This is a genomic window from Acinetobacter sp. FY683, assembly GCF_059515885.1.
This window is the reverse complement of the sequence record NZ_JCAKNA010000041.1, coordinates 1-18,377: the sequence shown is the minus strand read 5'-3', so window position 1 is coordinate 18,377 and position 18,377 is coordinate 1. Positions and strand designations below refer to the sequence as shown.

Here is an 18,377-nt window from a genome sequence, read left to right as displayed (position 1 = left end):
TACGTAGTGCACGCATGACTTCAATACCTTTAATTGTGGCATAAGCAGTCTTCATAGATTTGAATCCTAATGTGGCCCTGATGATTCGCTTTAACTTACCATGATCACATTCAATGACATTATTTTTATACTTAATCTGCCTGTGCTCAATATCTACTGGACATTTTCCTTCTCGCTTTAATCGTGATAAAGCATGGCCATAGGTCGCTGCTTTATCTGTATTGATGACCCGTGGAATTTGCCATTTTTTCACCGTATTGAAGATCTTTCCTAGAAAACTATAGGCTGATTTACTGTTCCGTCTAGCGGAAAGGTAAAAGTCAATCGTATGACCCCATTGATCAACTGCACGATACAGGTAAGTCCATCGCCCCTTCACTTTGATATAAGTCTCATCCATATGCCATGAATGTAAATCTGTAGGATTACGCCAATACCAGCGTAACCGTTTTTCCATTTCTGGAGCATAACGCTGAACCCAACGATAAATTGTACTGTGATCCACATTTATGCCTCGTTCAGCGAGCATTTCTTGAAGTTCACGATAGCTGATGCCATATTTACAATACCAACGAACAGCCCAAAGAATGATTTCACCTTGAAAGTGCCGACCGTGGAAGGGATTCATCTGCTGTATCTCGAAATAAATAAGATATTTAGCTTATCATGTCAGCCTATTTGCAACAGTGCCCGAATAAGTGGTTGCCCTGTTTTATCGAGCAGTTTAATCGTAAATTTGCCAAGATGGCTTTTAATCCCAAGGATCTACACCGGACTGTCACTGAAACAGCCGAGGGGTTAGATGATATTTTTACCTGGCGTGAACCTCGCAGAGTCACGAAGAGTCTGACCATTACTTATGATAAATGCGTATATCTCCTGAAAAATACAGAAGAAAATCAAAGGTTGATCGGCAAGTATCTTGAGTTTCTAGAATATCCGGATGGTACTGTAGCTATCATGCATGAAGGTCGGAAGATCAATTACAGCATCTTTGATAAATTAAGTCAGCTCAACCAGCGAGAGATCGTTGAGAATAAACGTTTGGGTTCTGTGCTGGCACATATTCAACAGCAGCATGAAGAGTTGGAACAGCAAAACAAACGAAATCGTTCTCAAGCTATGCCACGTAGACGTGCACAGAAAACAGCAATTCAACAACGAAATCTGAATCCTGTGCTTGACTTGGAAGTGTCTGTATAGGACATTTCTATTTGGTTATTAGGTAGGACATTTCTACTTTGGAATAACAGAACTTGTTAGAACCCATTGATCTCGAACGTCTTGCAGAACTGCAAGACGTTGAATTTCTTTGTCAGACATAGTGATCAGCATCTATATTTTATATCCAGTCCATGGTGATAAAAACCATCATAAACCAGACATTTTTATTGGTGAGAATATAGACACTTTAAATGGGTTCTAACATTTTAACTTCGTATAACGCGTATTATGTTAATTTTAGATTTTTTAAAAAATTAGGGCATCCATGAATCCTTTAGAATTCTACTGTTTAATATTGAAAAATATGGATAAAAACCTGGCTAAGAAACTAGGTAAAATTGAGAAAAAATATACTAATGTTCCATTTGAAAATGATGAAATAGCTAAAGTTAAAATTAAATCCGAATTTGCTTCAGAAATGGGGTTTTTCGTACTTAATTCAGCAACTTCTTTAGCTGTAGATGAAGAAAACTATAATTTTGCATACTGCTTAAAAATCTTAGAACTATATCCAATTAAGAATAACGATTTTTTTTATTGGAATGAGCATATAAAGCTATTTTCAGAATTAGAAAAAAATAATTTTTTATATGAAGATGTCTGCAAACTACATGATTTTCTGGTAAATAACTTTAGCTTTAACGGTGATTTAAAGAATATTATTAGTCATGAGATGCTTAGAAATTCTGGCGTCAATATACTGCTAATTTTAATTCACTTAGATCATTTAATTTCTAAGAAGTGGGGATTCCAATCAATCTCACTAAACCAAGCATTAAAGTTTAAGTTTAAAAATAAACGACCATACTTCCCATCAAAAACTTTTACAGATTTTCTTTTATTTATCTTAAAGATAAATGCAAAGTTTGAAGCAACAAAAGGACATAAAGTCGAGATTCTGAAGACTATTCCTCCAACTAATGGTTTTGAGCAATGGTTAGATCCTTCTCTCGAAGATGAACAAATTAAAGAATTTATACAACTAATTAAAAAAGTTAGAGAAAACAGAAGACTATGCTACTTGAATGAAGTCTATGAGTTCCTAGGTCTACCTTATGGTGAGTTTAAAAATGATGAAATTTATGAACAAGTCTCAGAAGAGAATTATTTATTCCTGAAAAATGAACTTCCAGAAGATAAGTGGTTTGAAAGTATTAATGCCATAGCTGGCCTATGGTTAATATATTTTTGGCAAGACTTTTATTATAAACATTTTCAAAAAACAGCCAGCGTTTCTACGTTAGCTACATCAGAAGATTTTATCGTGATATGGGAAGCCTTCCTGAAGAAATATCCTTCAGAAGGCCAATATCTTTGGCCTTCTGAATTGATATTACAAGATAAATAAATTTTTATTTACGAGGTGGATTATTGTCTCGGCCACCACCTGATGGATTTCCAGTAGTACTAGGCCAACCTGCTGTGCTCATAGTTTTCATCCTTATTTAGATTTCGTAGGTTTATGATTAGGATTCAATTGTCGGCTACGGTTGTCCTGATTCTGCGTATGTTGAATATTATTAGGATTTTTTACTGTAGCACGTTGATCATTCGCTGTTTGTGTCATTGCTTTCTCCTTAAAATGTTTGAACATCTGACAAGGAAAGTATGGCTTCAAAAAAATATGCATTTTGCCTGAAAAACAGTAAAAAAGTTTAAATTTTAACCAAAAAAATTATGTATTTAACATAATGGTGTTATACGAAATTAATGGATGTTCGTATAAATTACTTGCATATTGTATTCGATCGAATACAATATAGTGAGAAGATAAGGAATCCTCATGATTGAAATTAAACGTCTTCCAGAATTTGATGAATGGTTGGATGGCATTAAAGACAATATGACCCGTATCCGCCTGAATCGTCGATTAGATAAGGTTCAACGTGGAAACTGGGGAGACATTAAACCTCTCCAAGATGGCGTTTGGGAAATGAGAGAATTCTTCGGTTCTGGATGGAGGATGTATTACATCCAACATGGTGACGTTGTGATTGTAATGCTTGGTGGTGGAGATAAATCAACTCAACAACAAGACATCGATCGGGCAGTCAAACTATCGAAAACATTGGAGGATTAAAATGGTTAAAGTCGCTGATTTACCAAGTTTTGATATGGCTGAGTCGCTCAAAACTGAAGAAGACATTGTGATGTATCTCAATATGGTTCTTGAAGAAAATGATCCAGCTGAATTAGCCCATGCACTTGGTGTTATTGCTAAAGCTCGTGGCATGACTCAAATCGCTAAAGAAGCAGGGATTGGGCGTGAAGCACTCTACAAAGCCCTACGTCAGGATTCAGCACCACGTTTTGATACGATTAATCGTGTAGTAAATGCTTTAGGCTTAAAACTCACAGTACAACACGCTTAAAACTTTAAAAATATAGTAAAAATGGGAGCTAAAGGCTCCCATTTTTAGATTCGTATAAGGTGTATTATGTTAATTTTAGATAAATTTACTAATACTTAAGGCTCGCAAAATTCAAATGTACTATGAATAACTAACAGCCATCTAATGTAAGCTAGATTCATTGAATATCTTTAATACAAATTCTCAAACAAATTATAGCTAAATAATTGGCTATGCCTTCACTCAATATCTTAAACAGATATTGTGGATTTTTCATTGAGCTAAACTTTATATTATTTTTTCCATCACCGAACCTATAATGGAATATTCTATTCCTTAAAGTTACAAAAAAATCAATGAGTTTGTTCATCTCAACTTCAACAATTCCATTATATTCGTCAATCTCACAAAACTGAGAACAATGAGTTTTAAAGACTTTAATAAACTTATCTTTATCGTCATACGGAGAGAAGTTAAAACTAATTTTAGTAATCAATGGATCATAAGGACTTAGAAAATCAGGATTATCTTTTATAAAATTTGAGAAAAATCCTATTTCCTTACCATCACTACCAATAGCAGTAAACATTTTCTTGAAACTTTCAAAGCTTCCAAAATAATTATTATTTATTCGGCTATATAACAGTGGAATTGCATATGAGAACCTCTCCATTATTCTATACAAGAATAAAAAAGAAGCTTCATAGTTTTTTTTGCTATATAAATGAAAGTAATAATGAAATTCCGCCAAAATATCCAAGTAAAAATTAGAGTTAGAATAATTAATTTTTGAATAGAACAATCGTGAGCTTATATTTAAATCATTACTAGCCAATAGATTACATAAAGACGAATTAAAGCTATCATTTTGTTCAATTGGAGGTATTGAAAAGTAATTGAGATTTTGAATATAAACTTTCTGCTCTACATCACAAGGGCTGATTTTCCCTAACAATAAATAAATCAAAAGAATCTGAGGGGATAGACTTCCTTCCATCCACTTTTGCTTTCTAGAAGAATGAAAATTAAGCTCTTTGTATTTGAAATACATTTTACACCCAGGTTGCCATTTCTAGAATTAAGTCATTGTTATCGTAGGTTTTATACATTTGATAATCTTTGATAAAGTTATAAACAGATAGTTTTCTTGCTTTGCCCACTTTAATCTTACTGACGTTCAAAGCTAAGAAACACTCTTCAAATCTTTTAATCTGGAAAAAGAAATCATCAATACTATTATTCAAAATATCTTCTAATGAAAATCCTACAGCAGCACAAAATCCAATGAAATTATTTGGTACTCTAAGCCAACTTGCGACAAACTGATCATCATCACTTTTATTAACTAATTCAACTACTTCGGCAAAATCTATATTTACTTCTTTATTCTCAATAATTTTAGAAGCAAGAATCTCATCCATCTTCGATTCAATTATTTTTTCATTATCAATATTAATATTTTTACTTAAAAATGACGAATATCCTTGTACAAAATCAGCCTTCTTAAAAGAGTTTGGTCCTCTTACTTTTGAGTTTGATTTCTCGGCTAATAAATTAATATCCATAGAGTTAAAGTCATAGAACAAGTCAGCAAGAATCTCTATCTGATGTCTAGCAGACATAGGACGTTGTCCATTGTTTAGTGTGATCATTCGATACAAAAACTTATCTCTTGACTTCGCAAGAATAAAATTTAGATAAATTTTTCTACTAGGATCATAGCCATCTTTTGTTGATGCTCGATGTAAAGCATTTAAGCGTTGTATACCATCAAGAATGAATGCATCACTTATATGGTCTTCAATATAATTCTGAATGTTTGTAACATCACTAGCTTCATCGTCAGAAACACTATGTATAAGAGATACAGTAATTGGAGGCATTACACATCCTTCAATAATGTCATATTCCAATCTAGAGTACAGTTTTGTATTTAATGTATTTCTCTGAATATCGAGTCTTGTTATCAATGGGTATAAGTACTCTAAGGCCTTTTCATAAGTTGTTTCGGCAAATAATACTTTTCCCTTAATAACCAAATCATCACATATCGATAAAAACTTAAATTTTGGATCTATTGAATTCATTACATTAACAACCTTTTATTATTAAATCATATAGTATTGATTAATTGAGATATTTAATAGATATTTCCTATATTTTCTCTGATTATGTGCTTATAAATTTTGAATAACCACACGCTTTGTAGACACCTTCTAGTTAGATAGCAAAAAGAATCTAGCATTTAACATAAAATCTCTTATGCGAAATTCGTTCGTTCATCAACTCAAGCGGCTATAGATAGGTATTCGCTTTATTCATCTTCTTCTTTGAATAAAGATTCGATTTCATACCAATTGGGAAATTCATACTTTTTAGGCACCACTTCAAACTGTAATTTAACACTACAGAGAACAAGTTCAAATAAGTGGAAAGAACCAGTGAAATGGCCATTCTCGATTTCTGAAATCGTTGTTTTATTGACTCCAGTTTTTTCTGAAACCATTTTCTGTGTATACCCCAATTTCTTTCTCGCTGACCTAATTTGTTCTCCAATTTCTTTTCTAGAAGCCATTTTTCATCGAACTCCAAAGCATTTTATTTGCTATATAGCGAACTTTATTCATAAAATATTTAAAGTTCGCTATATAGCAAACTTTATGCGTAAAAGTTTGAATTGCTTCTACATCACCACAGTTCAACGCATATAATGACTGGAACATCAATAACAATGCTTGCTGACCAGGCTTTGAAACAGGATCTCCCCCATATTAATTATTGCCGAGTGATCTACACCTAGAACCTGAGCAAGTTGATCCATACTGAGACCAAGTTTCTCAGCAGTACGCAGTACAGTTTTTTAAAGCACTACTTTGTTCTCGGATTTAAAATATGAATACTGTTGAAATTTCAGAAAATAAATTCCCATTCTCGGAAGCTGAATTGCTCGATAATCTAGATGAATATACAGCACATGCAGATGAAATTGCTGTGCTTACAGAATCTGAATATCATTATTGATATTGCAAACGCTCTACTCCATTTTTTCAAAAATAAATTAATTAAAACAAGTCTTAAACCCTTGCTATATAAGGATTGTAGGGTGTTTTGGAGTGATGAGTTTAAAAATTGGAGAAATCTATTTAGTATTTTCCCGGTTCTGCTTATCAATCTCATATTCGAATAACTTTTGATCCTCATATTGATGAGTAGCCAAAGCTTCTAATACCTGCATAAAAAGTTTATTTGCCTCAAAATATTCTTTTTTATGCTTCCAAACACTTTGATAAATTACAGATTTACGTACATCATCATTAAATTTTTGGTGGTGTTTCAAAAAGTATGCTGAAAAAAAACAGGTTGGCTTTTGATAAAATAGTGAGATGCAAATAACACTAGAAATCAAATGTCCAACCTGTCGAAGTGACAGTATAAAGAAAAATGGCTTCAAACTAAATGGTAAGCAAAACTATCAATGTAAAAACTGCAAGCGTCAGTTTATTGGGGATCATGCTCTTAGTTACCGAGGTTGTCATTCTGGTATAACAAATAAAATACTCCACCTGATGGTTAGAGGGGATGGTATAAGAGATATTGCAGAAACCGAGCGTGTCAGCATAGGTAAGGTTTTACGAACATTAAGTAAATCCACTTATAAAATTCGCCCTAAGCAAAATTATTATGAATCTATTGAGGTTGATGAGTTTTGGACTTTTGTAGGAAATAAAAAGAATAAACAATGGCTTATTTACGCATACCATAGAGAAACAGGTGAAATTGTTGCTTATGTTTGGGGTAAACGAGATCTGGCGACAGTCCAACGATTGAAGGCAAAGTTAAAGCAATTAGGTGTTCACTACACCCGAATTTCAAGTGATCACTGGGATAGTTTTGTGACTGCCTTTAAAAACTGTAAGCAAAGTATTGGTAAGTTTTTTACTGTAGGTATTGAAGGAAATAATTGTAAAATAAGGCATCGAATTAGACGTAGTTTTAGGAAAAGTTGTAATTTTTCGAAAAAGCTTGAAAACCATTTTAAAGCCTTCGACTTAACCTTCTTTTATATCAATAATGGCTTCATTTAATTTCAGCATACTTTTGGAAACACCACCTTTTATTTAAGTTAGGCTACTTGACCTAACGGGTTCATCTTATCATAGTAGATTGCTTCAAACTCTTTACTGATAAAGATTTATGGAAACTCGTAGATGAACCGTACCGGGTCAGTGTTCCACAGTTTTCATAAGATAAATAATTATAGTCGCCAATTTCAACTGAGTTCCTCTCCGGCTTTTAAATAGCGGTATACCGCTTGGCGGCTAATTCCAAATGCCTGGCCTAATGCCATTTTTGAAGGATACTGCCCTTCCTTCCATGCTTGTCGCAAAGCTTCAGCTTTATCAGGCTTCAATTTATGTACCCGGCCTTTGTACTTCCCTTGAACAGAGGCGAGTTTAATTCCTTCCTTTTGCCTTTCCAGAATGATTTCACGTTCAAATTGCGCAAAAGCACCCATCAGTTGCAGCATCAAATTATCCATCGGCGTGGATTGGGCAGTAAAAGTAATATTCTCTTTTACAAACTGGATAGCGATCCCTCTTTTGACCAGTTTATCTACTTCAGTGACCAAATCTTTTAGACTTCGTGCAAAACGATCCATGGAATGTACAATCACCCTGTCCCCTTCCCGGACATAGTTCAACATTTCTTGAAATTTCGGTCGGTCGGTATTTTTACCCGAAGCACGGTCAACAAAAATCCGGTCGACTTCAATTCCCTCAAGTTGACGCCCTGTATTTTGCTCGACCGAACTCACTCGCACATAACCTACTTTTTGGCCTTTCACTCTTTCACGCCCCAATTAGATAAAAATGAACAATTTCGTAAATTATAAATCTTAAATATCAAAGTTACATGTTATATATGGTTAAAAATCATTTAAATGTTACATAGTTTTAAGAACTTTTATATTGTTACTTTAGGGTTTACTCTAAATTTACATATTTAAATAACGAGTTTTTTCTCACTCATAAGAATTTGCAAGAATATATATACACTTATTGGCATTGAGTAATTTAAATAAAATCAATATACGTATTTGCATATATATGGAAATTCATATATAAATATATCTGAGTTTCTAATAGCAGAGTCAGTCAAAATGTTCTCAACCATAAAGATTTATCACAATCCTGAGTGTGGTACATCAAGGAATACCTTAGCTTTAATTCAAAATACAGGAATTGAACCAACCGTTATTGAATATCTAATTACCCCACCTTCGAAAGCAGAATTAATTGAACTTATTCGTAGTTCTGGTTTAACTGTTAGAGAAGCAATTCGTAAAAATGTACCTCCATATTCTGATTTAGAAATTGATCGGGAAGATTGGTCTGATGAACAGCTTTTAAACTTTATGCTTCAACATCCCATTTTGATTAACCGCCCATTTGTTGTTACTGATTTAGGTACACGTTTGTGTCGTCCTTCTGAAGTTGTTTTGGATATTCTCCCGTCACCTCAAAAAGGCGCATTTAGCAAAGAAGATGGTGAAAAAATTATTGATGAAAATGGCCAAAGAATTAAATAGCACTTTCTCATCTCTTGAATGGAAAGAATGTGAAGAAGACTTATATGGATCAAGTTAATTTTTTTAAATGCTTATCAGATGAAACACGTCTCAATATAGTGACATTAATTGTTGAAAATAAAGAACTATGTGTGTGTGATTTGACTGAAAAACTACAACTCAGTCAACCTAAAATTTCCAGGCATTTAGCCCTCTTACGTGCTTCAGGGCTACTTCAAGATCGCAGACAAGGCCAATGGGTTTACTACAGTATCAATCCAAAATTGGCCGACTGGTGTTATGAAATTTTAGATATTTTGAAGACGGTTCAATCTCAATCAAAGCCGGATGATCAACACCCCCTTTCTGTAAATAGTTATTGTGAGTAATTCAATGAAATTTTTATTTTTATGTACTGGAAATAGCTGCCGTAGCATTTTGTCTGAAGTTTTGTTTAATAGCCGAGCACCAGAAGGTTGGAAAGCCTATAGCGCTGGGAGTAAGCCTTCAGGTCAAGTTCACCCGCTAACTTTAGAATCCCTTGAAAACTTAGGATTATCTACCGAAGGTTTATGGAGTAAAACAATTAATGATTGTGAACAATATCAACCTGATGTTGTGATCACAGTATGTGATTCTGCTGCTCAAGAAGCATGTCCACTTTATTTGGGTGGAGCAATCAAGGCACATTGGGGCTTGGCTGATCCTTCACACTTAGACGTGAATAAAGAAGAAAAAATGAAAGCCTTTATGAGCACTGTTGAACATATCAATCGTCGCTTAGATGTTTTATTTAAACTTAATGTAGATAAACTATCTCGCTCAGAATTGATTGCAGCAATTAATCAAATTTCGAACGTTGAGTAAGTGAAATGTCTGAAAAACGCTTATCTTTTTTAGATCGCAACCTGACGCTATGGATTTTTATTGCCATGGCCTTAGGCATTGCCATCGGAAACTTCTTTCCTCAGGCTTCTGTCGCACTCGATAAATTAAGCATTGATTCAGTGAATATTCCAATCGCGATTGGTCTTATTCTAATGATGTATCCACCACTGGCAAAAGTGAACTATGCGACTTTGCCACAAGTGTTTAAGGATAAGAAAACCCTTACTTTATCCTTAGTACAAAACTGGCTGATCGCGCCAGTACTTATGTTTGCCCTGGCAATCATATTTTTACATAGTTATCCAGAATATATGACCGGTGTCATCCTGATTGGTCTTGCTCGATGTATTGCCATGGTTCTGGTGTGGAATGGCTTGGCCTGTGGTGATAATCAATATGTTGCAGCATTAGTTGCCTTTAACAGCATTTTCCAGATTCTATTTTTCAGTACCTATGCCTGGTTATTCCTGACCTTCCTGCCACCCTATTTTGGTGTCGCTTCGCAGGTCATTAATGTCGATTTCTGGACCATCACCCATGCTGTTCTGGTTTATCTTGGTATTCCGTTCTTATTAGGTTTCTTAACGCGATGGATTTTGGTGAAACAGAAAGGCGTGGAATGGTATGAAACCAAGTTCATTCCGAAAATCAGTCCGCTGAGTTTAATGGCTTTGCTGTTCACCATTCTGGCCATGTTTAGCCTAAAAGGCGGTGATGTCGTGAGTCTTCCGCTTGAAGTTTTACGCATCGCGATTCCTTTAACCATTTACTTCGTTTTAATGTTCTTCATCAGTTTCTTTATGAGTAAATGGATGGGCAATGACTATCCTAAGACCACAGCAATTGCATTTACCGCAGCGGGGAATAATTTTGAATTATCACTTGCAGTAGCGATTGCAACTTTTGGTATCGCGTCCCCTGTTGCTTTTACCACGATTATTGGCCCACTGGTCGAAGTTCCTGTGTTGATTGCCTTGGTGAGTGTTTCACTCTGGCTGAGAAAGAAAGTTTTTAAAGAGGCCTAACTCTATGAATCTCCCAAATGTAGATCTAAATCTTCTTGAGCAACCCACCTTTGAAAAAGTTCAAGCCAAAGAACTTGCTCATCCTCCGCGAATTTTGCTGCTGTATGGCTCTAATCGAGAACGTTCTTACAGTCGCCTTGCAGTTCTTGAAGCCGGTCGAATCCTTGAGCATTTTGGGGCGGAAATAAAAATCTTTCATCCTAAAGGGCTTCCTTTACCAGAAGATGCGGATACTGAGCATCCAAAAGTAAAAGAGTTGCATGAGCTTTTAGCATGGTCAGAAGGCATGGTCTGGTGTTCACCTGAACGCCATGGTTCTATGAGTTCCATCTTTAAATCTCAAATCGACTGGATTCCACTGGCAGGAGGGGCAATCCGTGCAACCCAAGGTAAAACTCTTGCCTTGATGCAAGTCAGTGGCGGATCACAGTCCTTTAACAGCCTGAACCAGATGCGTATTTTGGGGCGGTGGATGCGGATGATCACCATTCCAAATCAGTCTTCAGTTCCAAAAGCTTTTTTGGAGTTTGAAGAAGATGGACGAATGAAACCTTCGGCTTTCTATGACCGGATTGTGGATGTGATGGAAGAGTTATTTAAGTTCACCCTACTGACTCGTGGACAAAGCAAATACCTGACAGATCGTTATTCAGAACGTAAGGAATCAGCTGAAGAATTATCTAAACGTGTCAATCAGCGCAGTTTGTAAGCTGCCAGGTGATCTTAAATGCAAAAGAGACATTCTAAATTAATCATTCTTGGCTCAGGTCCTGCGGGTTACAGCGCTGCGGTATATGCAGCACGGGCTAATCTTAAACCCACTTTAGTTGCAGGCTTACAACTCGGTGGTCAATTAACCACGACCACTGAAGTCGATAACTGGCCGGGTGATCCAGAAGGTTTAACAGGCCCCGCACTCATGGAACGTATGCAAGCGCATGCGGAACGTTTTGGCACCGAAATCGTCTATGACCATATCAGTAAAGTGGATTTAAGCGTTCGTCCATTCGTGCTGAAAGGCGATATGGAAGAACTCACCTGTGATGCCCTGATTATTGCCACAGGTGCAACGGCACAATACTTAGGTCTTGAGTCTGAAGCCAAATTCATGGGGCAAGGTGTAAGTGCCTGTGCAACTTGTGACGGTTTCTTCTATAAGAACCAGAAGGTGATGGTTGTAGGCGGTGGTAACACTGCGGTTGAAGAGGCGCTTTACCTGTCTAATATTGCAGCTCACGTGACTTTAGTACATCGCCGAGATTCATTGCGTTCTGAAAAAATTCTACAAGACCATCTTTTTGCAAAACAGAAAGAAGGCAAAATTAGCATTCTTTGGAACAATCAAGTGGATGAAGTGTTAGGCGATAACACCGGAGTAACTGGAGTGCGTTTAAAATCCACTGTAGATGGATCAAAGCAAGATATTGAGGTACAGGGTTTATTCGTGGCAATTGGTCACAAACCAAATACTGAGATGTTTTCAGCGCAACTTGAGTTACGTGATGGCTATATTCAGATCCAAAGCGGAACAGCGGGGAATGCCACTGCTACTTCAGTGCCAGGTGTATTCGCTGCCGGTGATGTGGCTGATTCAGTTTATCGCCAAGCGATTACTTCAGCAGGCTCCGGTTGTATGGCTGCATTAGATGCTGAAAAATATCTTGATAGTTTAAGTTGATTTTGATGTTGTCATAAAAATATAGTGAATATTGTAAAAGCCCAGTCTTCAGGATTGGGTTTTTATATTAAAGAAAAAATAAAAGGGGACAAGGCTTTGAATCAGAAACAGACGGAAACTGATGTCATCATTATCGGTGGTGGACAGGCAGCTTTATCTACAGCTTATTTTTTAAAGCGAAAAAAAATACCATTTATTATTTTAGATGATCAAAATCAAGCAGGTGGAGCCTGGTTACATGCTTGGAATTCTTTGCGTCTGTTTTCACCGAATAGCTGGAGTTCCTTACCAGGTTGGGTTATGCCGAATACAGAACAAACGTATCCGACCAAGAAAGAAGTTATTGAATACTTGCAGCAATATGAGCAGCGTTACCACTTTCCGATTATTCGTCCTGTATATGTTGATCACGTCAAAAGCGAAGGAGAAGTATTGAGTGTGCATGCAGGTGAACAGACATGGAGAGCCAAGGCTGTAATCAGTGCAACGGGCACCTGGAGTCATCCTTATATCCCATCTTACCCTGGCCAAGAAAATTTCAAAGGTCTGCAATTACACTCCGCCCATTATCAAAATGCAGAACTTTTTAAAGATAAGCACGTCATGATAGTCGGTGGTGGAAATTCTGGAGCACAAATTTTGGCTGAAGTTTCCCAAGTGGCAGACACTCTTTGGATCACGCCAACACCTCCTCAATTTTTAGCAGATGATGTTGATGGCCGTGTACTGTTTTTACGTGCGACAGAGCGTTTAAAGGCACAATTAGAAGGCCGTACAATAGATCAGCCTGTTGGCGGTCTGGGTGATATTGTCATGATTGATTCAGTCAAAGATGCACGTGCACGAGGCGTTTTACATAGTGAGCGCCCATTTTCGGTTTTTACGGAAAATGGCGTGATTTGGGAAGATGGATCTTTTCAACAGGTTGATGCAGTGATTTGGTGTACTGGATTTAAAGCGACTTTAGACCATTTAAAGCCACTTGGAATAGTAGAGGAAAATAATACGATACTGGTTGAAGGAAGCAGATCAGTCAAACAATCTAACCTATGGTTAGTAGGATATGGTGAATGGACCGGACCTGGTTCAGCGACACTGGTGGGTGTTTCAAGGGCAGCGAGAGCCACAGTGGATGAAATCGTTGCTTATCTACACGAAGTTGATACTAAAAATTCTTTAGAAAAATAAGCTATCTACTCCCTTAGATGATTTTAAAGCCAATTCTTTTACTTTCATGCTTCAGCTATATCAGGTGAGTTAAAGTAATTCCATTTTCATAATTTTAGTCGCCCTACCTAATTATAAATACCAAGCCTTGAATAGATAAAAAATCTATTCAAGGCTTTAGTGTCATCTCAATAAAAGTACAGGTTTTATTGAGCTTGACAACAATTTGGTCGTCGTACTCCCAATAAAAAACTGGCGTATCTTTGAGTGACCATATGCACCAACCACCATCATATCAATAGCGTTTTTCTCTTGGTAATCTAATATTGATTTATCGACATCACCTTCAAGTACGATATCAATTACATTAAAACCATTATTTGCAAGCAGCTCTTTTGCCCAAGTAACTTGAGATGTCATATCACTATTTGGCTTACCAACATATACCACATGAGCTGTCAGGGTTTTTAATAAAGGACTATTTGCAATTTTGTCTACACAAATACGTGCAGTAGGACTTCCATCAAAAGCAATTAAAAAAGACTTAGGTGGACTAAAGGGTGCAGATGTTATTAATACGGGTTTATGAAGGGCACGAACAACATTTTCAATATGGGTTCCAACTTTACTGGAATCATGCTCGGTTTCAGTTCCATGCTTCCCCATAATAAGAACTCGAATGTCTTCTTCCATTCCCATAATTGTTTCTAAAAGACTGCCATGGCGTTGAAAACTTTGAGCATCAATAGAGAACTTCTCCAATAGATAATTCTTTGCTTCCCGAAGAAGAATCTGACCATGCTCTAGCTCAATTTTCCCCTTACGTTCTTCGAGTTCAACTAACTCGTTTAGCAAGGTTTCTCGACTTCCTAGACCAATTGCGCCACTTAAATCTTGTGGGGCTTTCGCTTTTGGCTTATCAATGACATGCAATAGTTTAATAGGTGAACTAAGTTTATCGCTAAACCAAGCTGCATAATCACACACAGTATTTGTTACTAATGATCCATCAATACATGCAATAATTTTTGACATTTTTCATCCCTCTTAGTGGCTATTTAAGCGATCTAAAGCATCTGGTTTGTCGTGGATACCAAACTTATCAACTAATGTTTTACTAGCTTCATTCATTCCAATAAGTTCGACTTCTGTGCCTTCACGTCTAAACTTAATGACCACTTTATCTACGGCAGCGACCGCAGACACATCCCAGAAGTGAGCCTGACTAACATCAATCACAACTTTTGAAAGTGCTTCTTTGAAATCAAATGCAGAAGTAAATTTATCTGCTGAGCTGAAGAACACTTGACCTGTTACCGTATAAATACGGGTATTTTCAGGTTCATTAAATTCGGACTGAATTGCCATGTAGCGTTCAATTTTATTGGCAAAAAATAATGCAGAAAGAAGTACACCGACTAATACGCCATAAGCCAAGTTATGTGTTGCAACGACCACGACGACTGTAACGATCATCACGATATTGCTAGAAACTGGATATTGGCGAATATTTCGTAATGAATCCCAGTTAAATGTTCCGATTGCTACCATGATCATGACCGCAACCAGTGCAGCCATTGGAATGACTTTGAGCCAGTCACTGATAAACACCACCATAATTAACAGGAAGACCCCAGCACTAAATGATGATAAACGGGTACGTCCACCAGATTTCACATTAATAATGGATTGACCAATCATGGCACAGCCTGCCATTCCGCCTAAGAAGCCAGAAGCGACATTGGCAACACCTTGTCCTTTACACTCACGGTTTTTATCACTATTGGTATCGGTTAAATCATCCACAATTGTTGCGGTCATCATAGATTCAAGCAAACCGACGGCTGCTAATCCCAGTGAATAAGGCAAAATAATAGCTAAAGTTTCAAGATTTAAAGGAATATCAGGAAGTAAGAAAATTGGTAGCGTATCTGGTAATTGCCCCATATCGCCTACGGTTCTTACATCTAAACCAATGAACAAGGCAAAGAGCGTAAGGAGGACAATACAAATGAGAGGAGAGGGTAAAAGCTTCCCTATCACTGGGATATAAGGGAATAGATAAATAATAGCTAAACCTCCAACTGTCATCGCATAGACATGCCATGTCACATTGGTGAGTTCAGGCAATTGAGCCATAAAAATTAGAATAGCTAAGGCATTCACAAAGCCAATCACGACTGACTTTGATACAAACCGCATCAGAGCACCTAATTTTAGATAACCTGCTAGGATTTGAATAAATCCTGTCAAAATTGTGGCTGCTAATAAGTATTGCAGACCATGCTCTTTAACCAGTGTGACCATTAATAAAGCCATTGCACCAGTTGCAGCAGAAATCATACCAGGGCGACCACCTACGAAAGCAATCACGACTGCAATACAGAATGAAGCATATAGCCCGACTTTAGGGTCGACACCTGCAATGATGGAGAAGGCAATTGCTTCAGGAATTAGAGCCAAAGCAACAACAATACCCGCAAGAACATCCCCGCGAATATTGGAGAACCATTGTTCTCGAATAGTGGATAACATGAAAATAGCCTATTTTTTTAAATTTTAGGAAAGGCTAGTGATGTGATATATGACACACAAGCTACTACACCACATCACTAGACAGTGATGAGTTATTTACTGAATTAAGAGGTAAATAAACTTATGGTGGCGTAAGTGTCATATTAAGAAAGATATCTATTTTGGAGGATTTCGGGGGCAATGATAGCAGCTAGGTCCTTTTATATCCACCCTAGCCGCAATTTGAAAGAAAATATAGGACACTTCTGCAAATAAAAATTTGAGTCAATGATGTTCCCTTGAAGAAATGGATTTGAACAACCATCAAAAATAGCAGTTAAAGACAGCTACTTTTATTTTGTACATGCTTATTTTATTGGGATTGCGCTTAAGTGATATAAATTTTACAAAGGGTAGATAAAAATTGATACTTTTTCTTAGATCAACACTTTAGTGTAACTTTAGAGCATGGTCTAAAGTAACGAAATGAATATTCTGCTCCCGATAGAAACAACCGTACTAAGGGAGAGATTTTTTTGATGTGCCGGTGCCGACCCTTACCAGAAGGCACTGTTGCAAATAACCACGAATAGTAAGCTGAATACTCTTTTAGCTAAAGGTGCAGCATATGAATCCCTTCCATAAAATTTAGGCTTGTATACCCAGAAAAAGGGGCACTGTTGCAAATAGTGATTTGAGGGCACTGTTGCATGCACAGGCTGAACAGATTTGGATTTCCATGCAGTCTGGTTGCCTGGTGATTGAAGATAATGGCCAGCAACTTACAGCAGAAGATATTCAACATTTAGGACAACGCTTCTGGCGCAAATCTGCTCAGCAGCATGGCCATGGTTTAGGACTGCCATTAACTGCTAACCTGTTAAAACAATATGGCTATCAGCTCTCTTTCAATGCCCGTCGACCCTATGGTGGGCTCAGCATTGAAATAAAGTACAGCGTGTCTAAGCGTGACATGCAAGCTTAGGGATATCCAGCCATACGGCTGTTGGAAAATACCGGGTCAGATACTCCTTTAAATATTGAATGGTATCCATCGCAATCGTTTGATCCTGGTGGTCATCAGCATGGTTAAATGCCACAGCATAAAGCGTGACTTCACGTTGTTTGAGTAGCTCCAGACGGCACTGTTGCAAATAGTGATTTGAGTCGATGATGTTCCCTTTAAAAAGTGCTTAGAGACCGAAAACCCTGTTGATTAGACACACTTCACCCTGAGGCTGACCATAATAAAATGACGATGCTTGTCCTTTACGTAGTGCACGCATGACTTCAATACCTTTAATTGTGGCATAAGCAGTCTTCATAGATTTGAATCCTAATGTGGCCCTGATGATTCGCTTTAACTTACCATGATCACATTCAATGACATTATTTTTATACTTAATCTGCCTGTGCTCAATATCTACTGGACATTTTCCTTCTCGCTTTAATCGTGATAAAGCATGGCCATAGGTCGCTGCTTTATCTGTATTGATGACCCGTGGAATTTGCCATTTTTTCACCGTATTGAAGATCTTTCCTAGAAAACTATAGGCTGATTTACTGTTCCGTCTAGCGGAAAGGTAAAAGTCAATCGTATGACCCCATTGATCAACTGCACGATACAGGTAAGTCCATCGCCCCTTCACTTTGATATAAGTCTCATCCATATGCCATGAATGTAAATCTGTAGGATTACGCCAATACCAGCGTAACCGTTTTTCCATTTCTGGAGCATAACGCTGAACCCAACGATAAATTGTACTGTGATCCACATTTATGCCTCGTTCAGCGAGCATTTCTTGAAGTTCACGATAGCTGATGCCATATTTACAATACCAACGAACAGCCCAAAGAATGATTTCACCTTGAAAGTGCCGACCGTGGAAGGGATTCATCTGCTGTATCTCGAAATAAATAAGATATTTAGCTTATCATGTCAGCCTATTTGCAACAGTGCC

The 18,377-nt window shown here is 37.1% G+C and carries 22 protein-coding genes and 2 pseudogenes; 14 read left to right on the top strand and 10 right to left on the bottom strand.

Annotated elements, in window-relative coordinates:
- Positions 1-628 (bottom strand): IS6-like element IS1008 family transposase (locus tag AC5YDH_RS14020; protein WP_496120276.1); only part of this gene is annotated, 628 nt, incomplete at its 3' end.
- Between the two features lie 65 nt (positions 629-693).
- Between AC5YDH_RS14020 and AC5YDH_RS14015 the strand changes: the two are divergent.
- Positions 694-1,203: pseudogene (locus AC5YDH_RS14015) on the top strand (ISNCY family transposase); the annotation flags it as partial.
- Between the two features lie 286 nt (positions 1,204-1,489).
- The gene (locus tag AC5YDH_RS14010) at positions 1,490-2,572 is read left to right on the top strand and encodes a hypothetical protein (RefSeq protein WP_496120379.1); all 1,083 of its coding nucleotides are present in this window, start codon (positions 1,490-1,492) and stop codon (positions 2,570-2,572) included.
- 93 nt (positions 2,573-2,665) lie between these two features.
- Here AC5YDH_RS14010 and AC5YDH_RS14005 read toward each other — a convergent pair whose 3' ends face one another.
- Positions 2,666-2,791, bottom strand: coding sequence for a hypothetical protein (locus AC5YDH_RS14005; protein WP_419339385.1), 126 nt, complete (start codon positions 2,789-2,791; stop codon positions 2,666-2,668).
- Positions 2,792-3,007: 216 nt separating this feature from the next.
- Here AC5YDH_RS14005 and AC5YDH_RS14000 point away from each other — a divergent pair, with 216 nt between their 5' ends.
- Complete coding sequence (locus tag AC5YDH_RS14000; protein ID WP_004647749.1) at positions 3,008-3,304, top strand: type II toxin-antitoxin system RelE/ParE family toxin; 297 nt, start codon at positions 3,008-3,010, stop codon at positions 3,302-3,304.
- A 1-nt stretch (position 3,305) separates the two neighbouring features.
- Positions 3,306-3,596 carry an addiction module antidote protein gene (locus AC5YDH_RS13995; RefSeq protein ID WP_004969304.1) on the top strand — a complete coding sequence of 97 codons (291 nt, stop codon included), beginning with the start codon at positions 3,306-3,308 and terminating at the stop codon, positions 3,594-3,596.
- 157 nt (positions 3,597-3,753) lie between these two features.
- Here the strand turns inward: AC5YDH_RS13995 and AC5YDH_RS13990 are convergent, their stop codons facing one another.
- The 3 genes from AC5YDH_RS13990 to AC5YDH_RS13980 form a co-directional block, all read right to left on the bottom strand.
- A complete protein-coding gene (locus AC5YDH_RS13990) occupies positions 3,754-4,572 on the bottom strand; it encodes a hypothetical protein (protein ID WP_496120376.1) in 819 nt (272 codons plus the stop codon).
- Positions 4,573-4,627: 55 nt separating this feature from the next.
- Positions 4,628-5,662 carry a hypothetical protein gene (locus AC5YDH_RS13985; RefSeq protein ID WP_496120374.1) on the bottom strand — a complete coding sequence of 345 codons (1,035 nt, stop codon included), beginning with the start codon at positions 5,660-5,662 and terminating at the stop codon, positions 4,628-4,630.
- A 227-nt stretch (positions 5,663-5,889) separates the two neighbouring features.
- Positions 5,890-6,150 (bottom strand): helix-turn-helix domain-containing protein, encoded by a 261-nt coding sequence (locus tag AC5YDH_RS13980; RefSeq protein WP_496120372.1) that lies wholly within the window; start codon positions 6,148-6,150, stop codon positions 5,890-5,892.
- Positions 6,151-6,467: 317 nt separating this feature from the next.
- Here AC5YDH_RS13980 and AC5YDH_RS13975 point away from each other — a divergent pair, with 317 nt between their 5' ends.
- Positions 6,468-6,596 (top strand): hypothetical protein, encoded by a 129-nt coding sequence (locus AC5YDH_RS13975; RefSeq protein WP_496120371.1) that lies wholly within the window; start codon positions 6,468-6,470, stop codon positions 6,594-6,596.
- 118 nt (positions 6,597-6,714) lie between these two features.
- Here AC5YDH_RS13975 and AC5YDH_RS13970 read toward each other — a convergent pair whose 3' ends face one another.
- Positions 6,715-6,912 (bottom strand): hypothetical protein, encoded by a 198-nt coding sequence (locus tag AC5YDH_RS13970; RefSeq protein WP_496120369.1) that lies wholly within the window; start codon positions 6,910-6,912, stop codon positions 6,715-6,717.
- Between the two features lie 46 nt (positions 6,913-6,958).
- Between AC5YDH_RS13970 and AC5YDH_RS13965 the strand changes: the two genes are divergently transcribed.
- The gene (locus AC5YDH_RS13965; protein ID WP_496120367.1) at positions 6,959-7,660 is read left to right on the top strand and encodes an IS1 family transposase; all 702 of its coding nucleotides are present in this window, start codon (positions 6,959-6,961) and stop codon (positions 7,658-7,660) included.
- Between the two features lie 185 nt (positions 7,661-7,845).
- Here the strand turns inward: AC5YDH_RS13965 and AC5YDH_RS13960 are convergent, their stop codons facing one another.
- The gene (locus AC5YDH_RS13960) at positions 7,846-8,421 is read right to left on the bottom strand and encodes a recombinase family protein (protein WP_075316580.1); all 576 of its coding nucleotides are present in this window, start codon (positions 8,419-8,421) and stop codon (positions 7,846-7,848) included.
- A 315-nt stretch (positions 8,422-8,736) separates the two neighbouring features.
- On the opposite strand from AC5YDH_RS13960, the gene arsC reads away from it, so the two are divergent.
- The 7 genes from arsC to AC5YDH_RS13925 all read left to right on the top strand — a co-directional run bounded on the left by arsC (position 8,737) and on the right by AC5YDH_RS13925 (position 13,923).
- Positions 8,737-9,165: an arsenate reductase (glutaredoxin) gene (gene arsC / locus AC5YDH_RS13955; RefSeq protein WP_496120364.1), complete on the top strand. Its 429-nt coding sequence runs from the start codon at positions 8,737-8,739 to the stop codon at positions 9,163-9,165.
- Between the two features lie 44 nt (positions 9,166-9,209).
- Positions 9,210-9,533 carry a metalloregulator ArsR/SmtB family transcription factor gene (locus AC5YDH_RS13950; protein ID WP_031380724.1) on the top strand — a complete coding sequence of 108 codons (324 nt, stop codon included), beginning with the start codon at positions 9,210-9,212 and terminating at the stop codon, positions 9,531-9,533.
- 4 nt (positions 9,534-9,537) lie between these two features.
- Positions 9,538-10,011 (top strand): arsenate reductase ArsC, encoded by a 474-nt coding sequence (locus tag AC5YDH_RS13945; RefSeq protein ID WP_031380725.1) that lies wholly within the window; start codon positions 9,538-9,540, stop codon positions 10,009-10,011.
- 5 nt (positions 10,012-10,016) lie between these two features.
- On the top strand, positions 10,017-11,057 hold the full coding sequence (gene arsB / locus AC5YDH_RS13940; RefSeq protein ID WP_004644740.1) for an ACR3 family arsenite efflux transporter: 1,041 nt from the start codon (positions 10,017-10,019) through the stop codon (positions 11,055-11,057).
- A 4-nt stretch (positions 11,058-11,061) separates the two neighbouring features.
- Positions 11,062-11,766 carry an arsenical resistance protein ArsH gene (arsH, locus tag AC5YDH_RS13935; RefSeq protein WP_004644739.1) on the top strand — a complete coding sequence of 235 codons (705 nt, stop codon included), beginning with the start codon at positions 11,062-11,064 and terminating at the stop codon, positions 11,764-11,766.
- Between the two features lie 18 nt (positions 11,767-11,784).
- On the top strand, positions 11,785-12,735 hold the full coding sequence (gene trxB, locus AC5YDH_RS13930) for a thioredoxin-disulfide reductase (RefSeq protein WP_031380726.1): 951 nt from the start codon (positions 11,785-11,787) through the stop codon (positions 12,733-12,735).
- Positions 12,736-12,831: 96 nt separating this feature from the next.
- A complete protein-coding gene (locus AC5YDH_RS13925; protein WP_425265714.1) occupies positions 12,832-13,923 on the top strand; it encodes an ArsO family NAD(P)H-dependent flavin-containing monooxygenase in 1,092 nt (363 codons plus the stop codon).
- Positions 13,924-14,085: 162 nt separating this feature from the next.
- Here the strand turns inward: AC5YDH_RS13925 and AC5YDH_RS13920 are convergent, their stop codons facing one another.
- On the bottom strand, positions 14,086-14,937 hold the full coding sequence (locus AC5YDH_RS13920; RefSeq protein WP_496120360.1) for a universal stress protein: 852 nt from the start codon (positions 14,935-14,937) through the stop codon (positions 14,086-14,088).
- A 12-nt stretch (positions 14,938-14,949) separates the two neighbouring features.
- Positions 14,950-16,437 (bottom strand): SulP family inorganic anion transporter, encoded by a 1,488-nt coding sequence (locus AC5YDH_RS13915; protein ID WP_004870779.1) that lies wholly within the window; start codon positions 16,435-16,437, stop codon positions 14,950-14,952.
- A 679-nt stretch (positions 16,438-17,116) separates the two neighbouring features.
- Here AC5YDH_RS13915 and AC5YDH_RS13910 point away from each other — a divergent pair.
- Positions 17,117-17,401 (top strand): annotated as a pseudogene (locus AC5YDH_RS13910) (ATP-binding protein); the annotation flags it as partial.
- A gap of 208 nt (positions 17,402-17,609) precedes the next feature.
- Here AC5YDH_RS13910 and AC5YDH_RS13905 read toward each other — a convergent pair.
- Positions 17,610-18,314, bottom strand: coding sequence for an IS6-like element IS1008 family transposase (locus AC5YDH_RS13905; protein WP_496120262.1), 705 nt, complete (start codon positions 18,312-18,314; stop codon positions 17,610-17,612).
- Positions 18,315-18,377: the final 63 nt, after the last annotated feature.

Bases quoted from the DNA above. Each gene is read 5' to 3' on its own strand.
- AC5YDH_RS14010 (WP_496120379.1), top strand. From the start codon at position 1,490: ATGAATCCTTTAGAATTCTACTGTTTAATATTGAAAAATATGGATAAA.
- AC5YDH_RS14005 (WP_419339385.1), bottom strand. From the start codon at position 2,791: ATGACACAAACAGCGAATGATCAACGTGCTACAGTAAAAAATCCTAAT.
- AC5YDH_RS14000 (WP_004647749.1), top strand. From the start codon at position 3,008: ATGATTGAAATTAAACGTCTTCCAGAATTTGATGAATGGTTGGATGGC.
- AC5YDH_RS13995 (WP_004969304.1), top strand. From the start codon at position 3,306: ATGGTTAAAGTCGCTGATTTACCAAGTTTTGATATGGCTGAGTCGCTC.
- AC5YDH_RS13990 (WP_496120376.1), bottom strand. From the start codon at position 4,572: ATGGAAGGAAGTCTATCCCCTCAGATTCTTTTGATTTATTTATTGTTA.
- AC5YDH_RS13985 (WP_496120374.1), bottom strand. From the start codon at position 5,662: ATGAATTCAATAGATCCAAAATTTAAGTTTTTATCGATATGTGATGAT.
- AC5YDH_RS13980 (WP_496120372.1), bottom strand. From the start codon at position 6,150: ATGGCTTCTAGAAAAGAAATTGGAGAACAAATTAGGTCAGCGAGAAAG.
- AC5YDH_RS13975 (WP_496120371.1), top strand. From the start codon at position 6,468: ATGAATACTGTTGAAATTTCAGAAAATAAATTCCCATTCTCGGAAGCT.
- AC5YDH_RS13965 (WP_496120367.1), top strand. From the start codon at position 6,959: ATGCAAATAACACTAGAAATCAAATGTCCAACCTGTCGAAGTGACAGT.
- arsC (WP_496120364.1), top strand. From the start codon at position 8,737: ATGTTCTCAACCATAAAGATTTATCACAATCCTGAGTGTGGTACATCA.
- AC5YDH_RS13950 (WP_031380724.1), top strand. From the start codon at position 9,210: ATGGATCAAGTTAATTTTTTTAAATGCTTATCAGATGAAACACGTCTC.
- AC5YDH_RS13945 (WP_031380725.1), top strand. From the start codon at position 9,538: ATGAAATTTTTATTTTTATGTACTGGAAATAGCTGCCGTAGCATTTTG.
- arsB (WP_004644740.1), top strand. From the start codon at position 10,017: ATGTCTGAAAAACGCTTATCTTTTTTAGATCGCAACCTGACGCTATGG.
- arsH (WP_004644739.1), top strand. From the start codon at position 11,062: ATGAATCTCCCAAATGTAGATCTAAATCTTCTTGAGCAACCCACCTTT.
- trxB (WP_031380726.1), top strand. From the start codon at position 11,785: ATGCAAAAGAGACATTCTAAATTAATCATTCTTGGCTCAGGTCCTGCG.
- AC5YDH_RS13920 (WP_496120360.1), bottom strand. From the start codon at position 14,937: ATGTCAAAAATTATTGCATGTATTGATGGATCATTAGTAACAAATACT.
- AC5YDH_RS13915 (WP_004870779.1), bottom strand. From the start codon at position 16,437: ATGTTATCCACTATTCGAGAACAATGGTTCTCCAATATTCGCGGGGAT.
- AC5YDH_RS13905 (WP_496120262.1), bottom strand. From the start codon at position 18,314: ATGAATCCCTTCCACGGTCGGCACTTTCAAGGTGAAATCATTCTTTGG.